At 66.4% G+C, this 12,296-nt stretch carries 13 protein-coding genes; 3 read left to right on the top strand and 10 right to left on the bottom strand.

What is annotated here, in order from left to right:
- Nucleotides 1-19: 19 nt before the first annotated feature.
- From HLG70_RS10185 to HLG70_RS10175, 3 genes are all read left to right on the top strand, one after another.
- Entirely contained in the window at nt 20-487 is a 468-nt protein-coding gene (locus tag HLG70_RS10185; RefSeq protein ID WP_171662668.1) for a hypothetical protein, read from the top strand.
- A 136-nt stretch (nt 488-623) separates the two neighbouring features.
- Nucleotides 624-2,348 (top strand): methyl-accepting chemotaxis protein, encoded by a 1,725-nt coding sequence (locus tag HLG70_RS10180; RefSeq protein ID WP_171662669.1) that lies wholly within the window; start codon nt 624-626, stop codon nt 2,346-2,348.
- Nucleotides 2,349-2,681: 333 nt separating this feature from the next.
- Nucleotides 2,682-4,277, top strand: coding sequence for a methyl-accepting chemotaxis protein (locus HLG70_RS10175; protein WP_171662670.1), 1,596 nt, complete (start codon nt 2,682-2,684; stop codon nt 4,275-4,277).
- 89 nt (nt 4,278-4,366) lie between these two features.
- On the opposite strand, the gene fliR is transcribed toward HLG70_RS10175, so the two are convergent.
- The 10 genes from fliR to fliI all read right to left on the bottom strand — a co-directional run bounded on the left by fliR (nt 4,367) and on the right by fliI (nt 12,279).
- On the bottom strand, nt 4,367-5,155 hold the full coding sequence (gene fliR, locus HLG70_RS10170; protein ID WP_171662671.1) for a flagellar biosynthetic protein FliR: 789 nt from the start codon (nt 5,153-5,155) through the stop codon (nt 4,367-4,369).
- Nucleotides 5,156-5,190: 35 nt separating this feature from the next.
- Entirely contained in the window at nt 5,191-5,460 is a 270-nt protein-coding gene (gene fliQ / locus HLG70_RS10165) for a flagellar biosynthesis protein FliQ (RefSeq protein WP_008163193.1), read from the bottom strand.
- Between the two features lie 18 nt (nt 5,461-5,478).
- Nucleotides 5,479-6,270 carry a flagellar type III secretion system pore protein FliP gene (gene fliP, locus HLG70_RS10160; protein ID WP_171662672.1) on the bottom strand — a complete coding sequence of 264 codons (792 nt, stop codon included), beginning with the start codon at nt 6,268-6,270 and terminating at the stop codon, nt 5,479-5,481.
- A gap of 28 nt (nt 6,271-6,298) precedes the next feature.
- Nucleotides 6,299-6,622: a flagellar biosynthetic protein FliO gene (gene fliO / locus HLG70_RS10155; RefSeq protein ID WP_171662673.1), complete on the bottom strand. Its 324-nt coding sequence runs from the start codon at nt 6,620-6,622 to the stop codon at nt 6,299-6,301.
- Nucleotides 6,623-6,633: 11 nt separating this feature from the next.
- The gene (gene fliN, locus HLG70_RS10150) at nt 6,634-7,173 is read right to left on the bottom strand and encodes a flagellar motor switch protein FliN (protein ID WP_171662674.1); all 540 of its coding nucleotides are present in this window, start codon (nt 7,171-7,173) and stop codon (nt 6,634-6,636) included.
- Nucleotides 7,166-8,173 (bottom strand): flagellar motor switch protein FliM, encoded by a 1,008-nt coding sequence (fliM, locus tag HLG70_RS10145; RefSeq protein ID WP_171662675.1) that lies wholly within the window; start codon nt 8,171-8,173, stop codon nt 7,166-7,168. Before fliM ends, fliN begins: the two co-directional genes overlap by 8 nt.
- A 2-nt stretch (nt 8,174-8,175) precedes the next feature.
- Complete coding sequence (gene fliL / locus HLG70_RS10140; RefSeq protein WP_171662676.1) at nt 8,176-8,790, bottom strand: flagellar basal body-associated protein FliL; 615 nt, start codon at nt 8,788-8,790, stop codon at nt 8,176-8,178.
- A 170-nt stretch (nt 8,791-8,960) separates the two neighbouring features.
- Entirely contained in the window at nt 8,961-10,352 is a 1,392-nt protein-coding gene (locus tag HLG70_RS10135; RefSeq protein ID WP_171662677.1) for a flagellar hook-length control protein FliK, read from the bottom strand.
- A gap of 24 nt (nt 10,353-10,376) precedes the next feature.
- Entirely contained in the window at nt 10,377-10,829 is a 453-nt protein-coding gene (fliJ, locus tag HLG70_RS10130) for a flagellar export protein FliJ (RefSeq protein WP_171662678.1), read from the bottom strand.
- Entirely contained in the window at nt 10,822-12,279 is a 1,458-nt protein-coding gene (fliI, locus tag HLG70_RS10125; protein WP_171662814.1) for a flagellar protein export ATPase FliI, read from the bottom strand. The genes fliJ and fliI overlap by 8 nt, the downstream gene beginning before the upstream one ends.
- Nucleotides 12,280-12,296 lie beyond the last annotated feature (17 nt).

Below are 12,296 nucleotides of genomic sequence, written 5' to 3'. Positions count from 1 at the left end.
GCCGGCAAATGGGTAGGGTATGCGAGGTTATATACATCTTCTGGCGACGGCCGCGATTGCGGTCTTGCTCGCCGGCTGCGCGGCAACGGGTCACAATTTCGACCCGGGCAAGCTGTCGACCCTGACGCCGGGGCAGACCACGCTGGAAGAGGCCTCGCGGGCGCTGACTGCCCCGCCTGACAAATTCTACAAACAGAGCGACGGCACCTTCCTGGCGCTCTGGTCCTTCAAGATCACTTTTGTCCCCGACGGCCTGTACAGCCGTAAGGAAGCCCTGTTGCAGTTCGGCCCTGACGGCCGGCTGATGCGGCTTGTCGACAGCACCAATATTCTGCTGGAACCCTGGGAACGCCAGAAATTGCTGGGACCGGCGCCTGCTCCTGATTTGCCTCAGGACTGGGCACGGCCCGCGATGGAACCTGAGGTGCAAACCATCTACATACCGGGACCGGGCGAACCGACCGGTTTGGCGCCTCAGGGCAAGTAGCCCTGCAGTTCGGCAGAGAGCATTGCGGCGCAAGCCGCAATGTACGTCGCCCTGAGTGTATGCCCCGTGTAACAGGGCGTGTCCACAGGGTGGTTTTTCATTTGGTCAAAGCAGTTCCTGAGGGATGGGGAAATAAATGGAAGCGAGTCTCGAATCCGGTGCAAAGCCCGGCAAGGCCGGCAAGAAAAAAGCCGCGCGCGCACCCAAGGTCAAGCGCAAACTGCGGCTGCGCGATGCCCGCGTCGGCACGATGCTGCTGTGGGTGATGGCGTTTTTCGCGGTGTTGATCGCCGCGGTTGGAGGTCTGGCTGCCTACTTCCTGCAAAGCAACTATGAGTCGATACGCGAGGTCAATGCCCTGACCGAGCGCTCCAAGCAGGTCGAGGTTATCAATAGCGACATGCTGCGCGCCCGCGTGAGCCTGATGGTTGCCGCGCGCCACCTGCAGGAATCCGGCTGGGGCAGCGGCGAGAACTCCGCCCGCGACGCCGCCGCCGCCCTCAAGGGCGCCACGGATCTGCTGACCGGCGTGCGCAGCCGCTTCGCTGACTTCCAGAAGAACATGCTGCAGGACGACACGGGCCGCCAGTTGTCCATGAACCTGGTGCGCCGCTATCGCTCTTATATTGACGATGGCGTGGACACCATGGTGGAAGCCCTGCGCAGCGAGGACTATTCGACGTTCTATATGGTGAACAACGAATATGGCACGCCGCGCAGCGCCGCCTTCATCGAGGCGCTCACCCAGTTCGGCAAGTACATCGGCGACCAGCAGCAGGCCACGATCGATCAGGCCGAGGCCAACTTCAACCTGGCCATGGTGGCGGTGGGCGTGGCGGTCGGCCTGGCGCTCGTGCTGATGATACTTGCCCGTGTCCTGTTCGGCCGCCTGGTCGTCCGCCCCTTGGTGGAAGCAGGGCAGCACTTCGACAAGATCGCCTCCGGCGACCTGACCAGCCGCGTGGAAGTGCGTTCGCACAACGAGATCGGCCAGTTGTTCGCGGCGCTCAAGCGCATGCAGGAAAGCCTGACCCGCACGGTGGCGACGGTGCGCCGTGGCGTGGACGAGATCACCGTGGGTTCAAGCGAGATCTCGGCGGGCAATACGGACCTGTCCAGCCGCACGGAAGAGCAGGCGGCCTCGCTGGAGGAAACCGCGGCCTCGATGGAGCAGCTGGCGTCGACGGTGAAGCAGAACGCGGACAACGCGCGCCAGGCCAATCAGCTGGCGGCCAGCGCCTCGGACGTGGCCGAGCGCGGCGGTTCGGCGGTGTCGGAAGTGGTCAGCACGATGCAGGGCATTTCGGCCAGCTCGCGCAAGATCTCGGAAATCGTGTCGGTGATCGACGGGATTGCGTTCCAGACCAACATCCTGGCGCTGAACGCGGCGGTGGAAGCCGCGCGGGCGGGCGAGCAGGGCAAGGGCTTCGCGGTGGTGGCGGGCGAAGTCCGCTCGCTGGCGCAGCGCAGCGCGCAGGCGGCCAAGGAAATTAAGGGTTTGATCGAAGACTCGGTGACCAAGGTGGGCGCGGGCTCGCAGCAGGTGGAACGTGCCGGCGCGACGATGCAAGAGATCGTGGCGTCGGTCAAGCGGGTGACGGACATCATGGGCGAGATCTCGGCGGCGTCCGAGGAGCAGTCCAGCGGTATCGACCAGGTGAACCGGGCGGTGTCGCAGATGGACGAAGTGACGCAGCAGAACGCGGCGCTGGTGGAAGAAGCGGCGGCCGCGGCCGGCTCGCTGCAGGAGCAGGCGCAGCGTCTGGCCGAGGCGGTGGCCGTGTTCAAGATCAATACCGGTGAAGTGATCGAAGTGCCGGCGCATCAGCTGGGCGGCTATTCCACTCCGACCCTGAACTAAGCGTCACACCGGGCCGCGCCCGATTCCGCTGTCGCGGGATCGGGCGCGGCCTTTTGCATTCTGCAAGACGATGGCCGCGCCCAGGCGCGGCTTTTGTCTATATGCATTATGGATATAAGCGATCGCCTTGCGGTCATAAGCACGTTAAGTTTCGGTGAATATGACCGTAAATAATAATAGCGCCCGATTTCGGGCGGAAAACAGTGTTCGATGGTGCCGGCGCTACGCGGGCACCAGACGGATCGGGCGGGAACGGGTTGATGCGGGGCGTCAGGTCCGATTTGTTCGCCGTTATTCATTCGCTGTCGTATATGTTGTTACCGGAGACAAGTCGTGCGCGTCAACCTACCCGTCACTGATGTGGAAACCAAGCTGCGCGAGGATCAGTATCTGATCTCGCGCACCGACAGCAAGGGCCGCATCGTCTATGCGAACCCCGCTTTCATCGAAGTCAGCGGCTTTTCGCGCGACGAACTTATCGGCAAGCCACACAACATCGTGCGCCATCCCGACATGCCGCCCGAAGCGTACGAGGATCTGTGGCAAACCCTGGAAGCAGGGGAGTCATGGCTGGGCATCGTCAAGAACCGGCGCAAGGACGGCGGCTATTACTGGGTGTTGGCCAACGCAACCCCCATCGTCGAGGACGGCGAGGTGGTGGCATATTCCTCGGTGCGTGTGCGTCCCTCGGAAGAGCAGATAGAAATGGCCGAGGAGCTCTACGCGCGCATACGCGAGGGCACGGCCAGGGGCGTACGCATCTCGCGCGGACGGCCGGTGCGGGCAGGGTGGCGCCGCAGCCTGGACGTGCTGGCATTCCCGTTCAGGCGCGGGGTGCGCAGCCGCATGCTGCGCCATGCGTCGCTGTCGTCGGGCATCGTGGCCGCTGCGGGCGCCTATGGCCTGCATGCCAACTGGTCCAACCTGGACGCGTGGGGCGCCGGGCTGGGTTGCGGCGCGATTGCGCTGGCCGTGGTGGCAATCTTCTCCATGGGCTGGAGCCTGTCGCGTTCCTTGCTGGAGCCTATGCTTGACGCCGCCAACATGGCGCGCCAGGTTGCCGCCGGCAACCTCACCACGCAGATCGTGGCGGATTCCGACGACGAAGTGGGCAGTTTGAAGTTCTCGCTGGAGGTCATGCGCAAGAGCCTGATCGGCATTGCCCGGGACGTTTATCGCGGCATCGAAGGCACGACCCACGCCGCCGTGCACATCGCGCGCGGCAACCAGGAACTGGCTGGCCGGACCGAAGGCCAGGCGGCCTCGCTGCAGCAGACCGCCGCCAGCATGGAGCAACTCACGTCCACGGTGCGGCAGAACGCCGACAATGCGCGGCAGGCCAACCAGTTGGCGGCCAGCAGCATGGACGTGGCGCGGCGTGGCGGCGTGGCGGTGGGGCAGGTGGTCAATACCATGCATGGTATCTCCGACAGTTCGCGCAAGATCGCGGACATCGTCACCATCATCGAAGGCATCGCGTTCCAGACCAACATCCTGGCGTTGAACGCGGCGGTGGAGGCGGCCCGGGCGGGTGAATCCGGCAAGGGATTCGCCGTCGTCGCCGGCGAGGTGCGCAGCCTGGCTCAGAAGAGCGCGCAGGCCGCCAAGGAGGTCAAGGGCCTGATCGAGGACTCGGTGGAGCGTGTCACCGAAGGCTCCGCGCAGGCCGAGCAGGCGGGCGCCACCATGGAAGAGATCGTGGCGGCGGTGCATCGCGTGACCGCCATCATCGGCGAGATCTCGCAAGCCTCCCAGGAGCAGTCCAGCGGCATCGAGCAAGTGGATACCGCCGTGTCGCAAATGGACGTGATGACGGTGCAGAACACCGCGCTGGTGCAGGAGCTGGGCGGTGCGGTGATGCAGCTGGGCAACCAGTCGGGCGCGCTGCGCGAAACCATCCGCGTATTCCGCGTGGTCGGGCAATCCTAAGACGCCTTCGGCAGAACAGCAACGGCCGCGCAATGCGGCCGTTTTTTTTGCGCCGCCGCGTGCCGTGTGCCGCGAGAACAAGGCGCCGGCTAACGGCCGGCCAGCGCGTCGACGACGCGGCTCATGGCCGACAGGCCGGATTCGAACAGCGATTCCAGGAACGGACCCGCGTGCGGCAGCACGACCGTCAGCACGCTTACGCCGATGATCAGCGTGACGGGGAAACCCACCGAGAACACGGACAGCTGCTGGGCGGCGCGGTTCAGGATGCCCATGGCCAGGTTGATGGTCAGCAGGGCGCAGATCAGCGGCAGCGCCAGCAGCAGGCCGGAGACGAAGACGGTCTTGCCCCATTCCACAACCGCGCCCCAGCCGTTCTGATGCAGCTGGATCATGTCGATGGGCAGGGTGTCGAAGGAGCGCACCAGCGCGGCCAGCACCAGCAGGTGCCCGTCCAGCGCCAGGAAGGTCAGCATCGCGACAATGTTGAACAGGCGCGACAGCACGGCCGTATTGGCGCCGGAACTGGGATCAAAGAAGGAGGCGAACGACAAACCCATCTGCAATCCCACGAATTCGCCGGCCGTTTGCACGGCGGCGAAGACGATGCGCATGGTAAAGCCCATCGCAATGCCGATCAGCACCTGCTGCATCACCATCCAGAGCCCGGCGAATGAACCGGGCGCGATCGGGGGCATGGGATTCAGCGCCGGGCTGATGGCAACGGCCAGCATGAACGACAGGCCGACCTTCACCTTGACCGGGATGATAGATTCGGAGAACAGGGGAGCGGTGCCCACCAGCGCCAGGATACGCACGAAGGGCCAGAGGAACTGGCCGATCCAGCCGTTGAGCTGCTCGAGCGTGAAGGCGATCATGGCGGGAAAGTCCGGCGTCCGGCGGCGAAAGCCGCTCAGGACACCAGCATGGGGATCTGGCCGATCAGCTGCCGGATGTAGTCAACCATGACCCCGATCAGCCACGGGCCCAGCAGCACCAGCACGCCGCACATGGCCAGCAGCTTCGGAATGAAGGACAGCGTCATTTCGTTGATCTGCGTGGCGGCCTGGAAAATGCTGATGACCAGGCCGACGACCAGGGTGACAAGCAGAAGCGGACCCGCCATAGCCAGGACGATCTTCATCGCCTGGTAGGTCATGGTCATGACGGTTTCGGCGGTCATGGCGATTCGTCTCCAGGCTTACTGGTAGAAGCTCTGGGCCAGCGAGCCCATGAGCAGGTTCCAGCCGTCGGCCAGCACGAACAGCATCAGCTTGAAGGGCAGGGCCACGGTCACGGGCGGCACCATCATCATGCCCAGGGCCATCAGCACGCTGGCCACCACCAGATCGATGATCAGGAAGGGGATGAAGATCGTGAAGCCGATCTGGAACGCCGTCTTCAGTTCGCTGGTGATGAAGGCGGGCACCAGGATGCGCATGGGCACCTGCGACGGGTCTTCCAGCGCGGGCTCCTTGGCCAGGTTCGCGAACAGCGACAGGTCGTTCTCGCGGGTCTGGTGCAGCATGAAGGTGCGCAGGGGGCCCGCGGCGCGCTCAACCGCCGTCTCGAACTGGATCGATCCTTCGGACAAGGGCTTGTACGCGTCGGCGTAGATCTTGTCGAACACCGGCGACATCGTATAGAAGGTCAGGAACAGCGCCAGGCCGATCAGCACGTGGTTGGGCGGCGACATGGCGGTGCCCATGGCGCTGCGCAACAGGCCCAGCACGATGATGATGCGGGTGAAGCCCGTCATCATCAGCAACGCCGCCGGCAGGAACGACAGCGAGGTCATCAGCAGCATGGTCTGCATGCTGAGCGAATACGTCTGCGAGCCGTTCGGGCCAGGCGTTGCGGTCAGGGCGGGCAGCGTGGCCTGCGCGACGACACCCGCCGGAAAGAAAGCCAGGCCCAGGACGGCGGCCGCGGCCAGCAGGGGCAGCGCGCGGTGGCTGGCGCGGGCGGAGGTCGTGCTTGTGAGCAAACTCATGGGTGTCGCTTGAATCGCGCCGGGGGCCCTAACGGCGCTTGAGTGCCTGGCCCAGCTTGGCCGCGAAGGCGGCGGCGGGCAGAGGCGAACCCTCCGGCAACTGGCCGGCGGGCAGGGTATGCAAGGTGGTGAGCTGGTTCGGGCCTACGCCCACCACCAGCCAGGTGTCTTCGATTTCAACGACGACGACGCTTTGGCGAGGCCCGACCGGCAGGCTGGCGACCTGGCGTAGCAGGTTGCCGCCGCCACGCTGCATCAGGCCGGCGCGCTTGGCCAGCCACGCCGAAACCAGGATCGCGGCCACCACCAGCACGAGGCCGATGATGACGCGCAGCAGAGCAGGTTCGGTCATGGCGCCAGGGGTCAACGACGGTTGTTCAAGCGGTTGATCCGCTCGGACGGGGTGATGATGTCGGTCAGGCGGATGCCGTACTTGTCTTCGACGACCACGACTTCGCCTTGGGCGATCAGGTAGCCGTTGACGAAAATATCCATCGGTTCGCCGGCCAGGCCGTCGAGCTCGACCACCGATCCCTGGCCCAGCTGGAGCAGGTTCTTGATGGTCAGGCGGGTGCGGCCCAGCTCAACCGTCAACTGGACGGGCACGTCCATGATCAGGTCGATGTCGGTGCCGGCGCCGGTGGCGGCGCCAGCCAGCGGCTTGAACACCGACTGCGCCGCGGATTGCGCGGCGGGAGCGGCCGGAGCCGGCGCGGGCGCCGGTGCCGCGGCAGCGGGCGCCGGCGCGGCGGCGGTTTGTTCAGCCATCGCGGCGGCCCAGTCGTCCTGCGGCTTCAGACCGTCGGCTTGCGTGGGCGGCGTGGCGCGGGATTGTTCGGCGAGCGCGTCGGCCCAGTCGTCGGCCGGGGACGAGCCAGTGCCGGGCTCGTTCTTGTCAGTCATGGTCAGAGGCCTCGTTGGATTCTGTATCGTGGGTAAACATGTTCTGTACGCGCAGTGCGTACTGGCCGTTGAAGACGCCGTAGCCGCATTCCATCAGCGGCACGCCATCGACGTTGGCGATGATGGTTTCCGGCACGTCCACGGGTAGGACGTCGCCCGCCTTCAGGCTCATCAGCTCGCGAATCGACGACGGAATGCGCGCAAATTCGGCGATCACGTCGATGTCGGCGCTGCGCACCTGGCGGGAAAGCTGTTGCGACCAGCGCTGGTCCACTTCTTCGAGCGTGGTTTCCTGCAGCGGACGGGTGAGCAGATCGCGCACCGGCTCGATCATGGAGTAGGGCAGGCAGATGTTCAGGTCGCCGCCGGTCGCGCCGAATTCGATGTGGAACGAGGTGACGACCACCACTTCATTGTTGCCGGTGATGCTGGCGAACTTGGTGTGCATCTCCGAGCGTACGTATTCGAACTCGATCGGGTAGACGGGGTCCCAGGACTTGCCGTAGCTTTCCAGGGTCAGGTTGAGCAGGCGCCGGATGATGCGCTGTTCGGTGGTGGTGAAGTCCCGGCCTTCGACGCGCGTGTGGTAGCGGCCATCGCCGCCGAACAGGCTGTCGATGACCAGGAACACCAGGTTCGGGTCATACGTGAAGAGCGCCGTGCCGCGCAGGGGCTTCATCTGAATCATGTTCAGATTGCTAGGCACCGGCAGGTTGCGCTCGAAGTCCGCGTACTTCTGGATCTTGATCGAGCCGACAGTGATGTCCGCGCTGCGGCGCATGAAGTTCAGCAACACGTTGCGCATGTGGCGCGCAAACCGTTCGTTGATGAGCTCCAGCGTCTGCATGCGGCGACGCACGACCCGCTCGGGCGAACTCAGGTCGTAAGCGCGAGCGCCGGCGGCCTGACCCGCGGATTCCTTTTTACTATCGCTCTCGCCAGTGACGCCGGCCAGCAGCGCATCGACTTCGTCCTGGGAAAGAAATGCCTCGTAGGCCATGCTTATTGCACCACGAACGCCGTGAACAGCACGTCGGTGACATACTGGCCGTCAGGCAGGGGCGAGAAGGGACGGTTGACCGCCTGCTTGATGGCCGCGACCATGTCGTTCTTGCCTTGCTGAGTCTGCACGCCGGTGGGCGATTGCGACGACAGCACCATCAGGATGCGGCTGCGCACTTCGGGCATGTACTTTTCGAGGCGCGTGCGGGTCTGTTCGTCGCTCACGCGCAACGTCAGTCCGACGTGCATGATGCGTTCCGTTTCCGCGTTCTGCAGCGTGACGGTGAACGCCTCGATGGGAACGAAGATCGGGGCAGGCACGGCGATGGGCGTGGCGGACGGCGCGACGAAGGTCGTCGGCGTGGCCTGGGGGCCTTGTCCGGCCTGGCCCGGCTGGCCGGGCTGACCCGCGGGAGTCTGGCCGACACCCAGCTGCACCGGCGCGCCGCCGGCTTGCGGCTGCATGCGCTGGGTGATGAACCAGGTTGCCCCCGCGCTGGCAGCAGCGACGATGAGCAATACCAGGATCGCCAGCAGCGGGCGAAGGATACGGCCGATGCCGCCGGAGGTCGTCGCGCCGCGCGACGGCGCGGGAATTGGTTTGATTGTCGCCATCTGGGTATCGATGCGTGTTTTGCCGCTGGTGAAAACGGATTCTTAGTGGATGAAAGCATTCTGCCCGAAATCCGGCCTCGGCTTGGAGGCGAAAAACAGGGCGAAAGCCGCGTATCTCAAGCTATTGCTGCGCTTCCCGCATCCGTTGCCGGCGGCGGGGAGCGGGTTCATTACGCGAAGGTGTCGATCAGCGCGTTGGCGTTGCGCGCCACCGCTACCGCGGGCTGCGCGCCATCGGCCGCGCCGTCCGCCACGCCGGACGCTCCGCCTTGCTGGCGTTGCGATCCACCGCCGTTCTGTTGCGCGAACTCCTGCTGCGCGGCCTGTTCACCCACGCTGGTCTGACCCAGCGAGATGCCTGCCTGGGCCAGCGCTTGCTGCAGTTGCGGAATCGCGACTTCGATGGCCTGCCGCACCGAGGCATGCGCCGACACGAACGAGGCGCTGGCCACGCCGTCCGACAGGTTCAGGCTGACTCGCAGCGGGCCCAGGTCCGGGGGATCCAGGCGCAATTCGGCGGTCTGCATGCCCTGGCGCGCGTTGCTGCTCATCATGACCATTTGCTGGCCGAGTTCCGTGCCCCAATGCGTGGCGCCCACCGGGGTGGCGACCTGCAGCACCACCGGGACGACCGGCACGGCGACGGCGGCCTGATTGGCCACGGGAGCTGCCTGGCGTTGCGTCGCGGCGGCGAGGGCCTGGGCCAGCGTGTCCTGGGCGGAGGCCCCATGCTGGGGCGCCTGGAACTGCTGCGCCGTGCTGGTCAGCAAGGTCGCCTGCTCGTCGTCGACCTGAGCGGACAGGGCGGGGGCCGGCTCGGCTTCGGCACGCTGATCGCGAGCGGGACGCGGCAGGGAAATTTCGGGAGCCAGGCGCGGCGTTTCGGCCTTGGCGACGGTCTTGGCGCCGACAGGCGCTTCGGCGACGGGCGCGCTGCCGGGCTTGACGGCGGCGGTTACGACCGGCAGTGCGGCCTGGGCGTCGCGGGTGGCCAGCGCGGCAGCGGCCTCGGCCTGCTGGGCGGTGGCCGCTACCGGGACTTGCGCGGTTTGCGCGGCCTGGGGCGCGGCGGTGTCGGCGGCGTTCAACGCGGCGGTCAGCACGGCGGCGCCGCTGCTCATCGCGGTGACGGCCGCCGCGGCATTGCCGCGAGCCAGTTGCACCTGCTCGGCGGCCTGGGCGGCGATTTCCAAAGCCTGCTGCGGCAGTACCGGCGCGACGGGCTGTTGCGCGGCGGCGACGGCCAGGGCGCCGGCTTCGGCCTGGGTGGCGGTCTGCACGGCTTCATCGATTGCGCCGGCGGCAGCGCCTTCCGCGGTGCTGGCCGGATCGTTCGTATTCTTGCCGTTGGACGGCGTCTTGGCGGCGTCGCCCGCGGGCCGCGAATCGGCGGCCTGGTTCGGCCGCTGTTGCGCCGGGCGCTGCTGGGCCAGCACGTCCGAGAAGCTGGGGCCTTTCTTGTTCGCGGCCTTGTTCGCGGATGCGGACTTGGCGCCTAGCGTGTCGGCGATCGACGTCGGAGCGACGGGCGCGATCGAAGGCAAGGGCAGGGGAGCGGTCATCTGGGGCTTCCTGTGAGGTATTGCTTAATGCATGCCGCCAGCCTGGCGCTGGACCAGGCGGGCAGAGTATTCGTCGTTGGCGCGCTGTTCGCGGCGGGACTCCACCACGGCCTGGGCGCGCATTTCGCGCTGCGCCAGGGCGTCGTAGGAATTGAGTTTGCGTTTTTCCTGCTGCCAGTACAGGCGGCCCTTGGACAGGTTTTCGTCCGCCTGGCGCAGCACGCCTTGCTGCTGGCCGATAGCGTCGTCGAGCGTGCCGATGAAGCGCTGGTAATTGTGGCAATCGCTTGCCGCCATGCCGCTGGTCATGGCCTGCTGCAGACGCTCCAGGTAGTCCTGGCGGTAGTCGTGCAGCATGGATAGCTGGCGTTCGGCATTGCTGCGTTCGGCGCTGAGCCGGCCCAGCAGGCGCGCGGCTTCGTCCGTGCTCTCCTTGGCCAGGTTGATCAGCATGTCCAGAGGCAATTGGCTAGGCATAGGTGTCCCGTGATTCGAAACTGGCTCGCAGCTGGTTGACGGCGTCTTCATAGCCCACGTTCTCGCCGATGTCCTGTTGCAGGAAAGCTTCCAGGCGGGGGTAGCGGGCAATGGCGTCGTCCAGCTGCGGGTCGTTGCCGGCGGCGTAGGCGCCTACGGCGATGAGGTCGCGATTGCGCTGATAGCGCGACAGGCTTTGCTTGAAACGGCGCACCACGGCGAATTGCTGCGTCGTGATGAGCGAGGTCATGGCGCGCGAGATCGACGCCTCGATATCAATGGCGGGATAGTGGCCCGCCTCGGCCAGGTGGCGCGACAGCACCACGTGGCCGTCCAGAATGGCGCGCGCGGAGTCGGCGATGGGATCCTGCTGGTCGTCGCCTTCCGCCAGCACGGTGTAGAACGCCGTGATGGAACCGGCCTTGCCGGACGGACCGGGCGCACCCATGCCGGCGCGTTCGACCAGCATGGGCAGCTTGGCGAACACCGACGGCGGATAGCCCTTGGTCGCGGGCGGCTCGCCGATGGCCAGCGCGATTTCCCGTTGCGCCATCGCGTAGCGGGTGAGCGAATCCATGATCAGCAGCACGTCCAGGCCCTGGTCGCGGAAGTGCTCCGCCAGGCGCGTCGCGTAGGCGGCGCCTTGCAGGCGCAGCAGCGCCGAGACGTCCGCGGGCGCGGCCACCACGACCGAGCGCGCCAGGCCTTCGGGGCCCAGGTTGTGCTCGATGAATTCCTTGACTTCGCGGCCCCGTTCGCCAATCAGGCCGACGACGATCACGTCGGCCTTGGTGTAGCGGGCCATCATGCCCAGCAGCACGCTCTTGCCCACGCCGGAGCCGGCGAACAGGCCCATGCGCTGGCCGCGACCGACGGTGAGCAGGCCGTTGATGGCGCGCACGCCCGTATCCAGCACGGTATCGATCGGCGCGCGCGACAGCGGATTGATGGGCTGGGCGGACAGGGGCGCCAGCTCGGCGCCCGTCAGCGGGCCCAACCCGTCCAGCGGGCGGCCCGCGCCGTCAAGCACGCGGCCCAACAGGGCATTGCCCACCGGGAGGTGGCGGCCCAGCTGGGGCTTGGCATTGCCGTTCAGTTCGGCTTTGCGCGGCAGCGGAATCTGGCGCTGCACGGGCGGTTCGCCGGGCACGACGCGCGCGCCGGGAGGCAGGCCGGAAATATCGGCCTGCGGCATCAGGTATAGCGTATGGCCGTCGAAACCGACCACTTCGGCGTCGGCCCAATGGTCGTGGCCGCGGGCGATCTCGATGCGCGCGGCGGCGCCCACGGGCAGGCGCAGGCCGGTCGCGTGCAGCACCAGGCCCGTGGCCCGCGTGATCTTGCCGCTGACCAGCCAGGGGTCGGTGGACGCGGCGCGGATCGAACCGATCTGCAGCTGGGTCTGCCAGCGGTCGATGACGGACGTGGCCGGCGCAGGAGCGGCGGCCATGGGCGCGGCGGCCTGGC

The organism is Achromobacter deleyi, assembly GCF_013116765.2.
Classification (GTDB): Bacteria; Pseudomonadota; Gammaproteobacteria; order Burkholderiales; family Burkholderiaceae_B; genus Achromobacter; species Achromobacter deleyi_A.
Note: the sequence above shows the minus strand (reverse complement) of the source record. Positions and strands in the feature narration are given on the sequence as shown.

Bases quoted from the DNA above. Each gene is read 5' to 3' on its own strand.
- HLG70_RS10185 (WP_171662668.1), top strand. From the start codon at position 20: ATGCGAGGTTATATACATCTTCTGGCGACGGCCGCGATTGCGGTCTTG.
- HLG70_RS10180 (WP_171662669.1), top strand. From the start codon at position 624: ATGGAAGCGAGTCTCGAATCCGGTGCAAAGCCCGGCAAGGCCGGCAAG.
- fliR (WP_171662671.1), bottom strand. From the start codon at position 5,155: ATGATCGCCTTCACGCTCGAGCAGCTCAACGGCTGGATCGGCCAGTTC.
- fliQ (WP_008163193.1), bottom strand. From the start codon at position 5,460: ATGACCGCCGAAACCGTCATGACCATGACCTACCAGGCGATGAAGATC.
- fliP (WP_171662672.1), bottom strand. From the start codon at position 6,270: ATGAGTTTGCTCACAAGCACGACCTCCGCCCGCGCCAGCCACCGCGCG.
- fliO (WP_171662673.1), bottom strand. From the start codon at position 6,622: ATGACCGAACCTGCTCTGCTGCGCGTCATCATCGGCCTCGTGCTGGTG.
- fliN (WP_171662674.1), bottom strand. From the start codon at position 7,173: ATGACTGACAAGAACGAGCCCGGCACTGGCTCGTCCCCGGCCGACGAC.
- fliM (WP_171662675.1), bottom strand. From the start codon at position 8,173: ATGGCCTACGAGGCATTTCTTTCCCAGGACGAAGTCGATGCGCTGCTG.
- fliL (WP_171662676.1), bottom strand. From the start codon at position 8,790: ATGGCGACAATCAAACCAATTCCCGCGCCGTCGCGCGGCGCGACGACC.
- HLG70_RS10135 (WP_171662677.1), bottom strand. From the start codon at position 10,352: ATGACCGCTCCCCTGCCCTTGCCTTCGATCGCGCCCGTCGCTCCGACG.
- fliJ (WP_171662678.1), bottom strand. From the start codon at position 10,829: ATGCCTAGCCAATTGCCTCTGGACATGCTGATCAACCTGGCCAAGGAG.
- fliI (WP_171662814.1), bottom strand. From the start codon at position 12,279: ATGGCCGCCGCTCCTGCGCCGGCCACGTCCGTCATCGACCGCTGGCAG.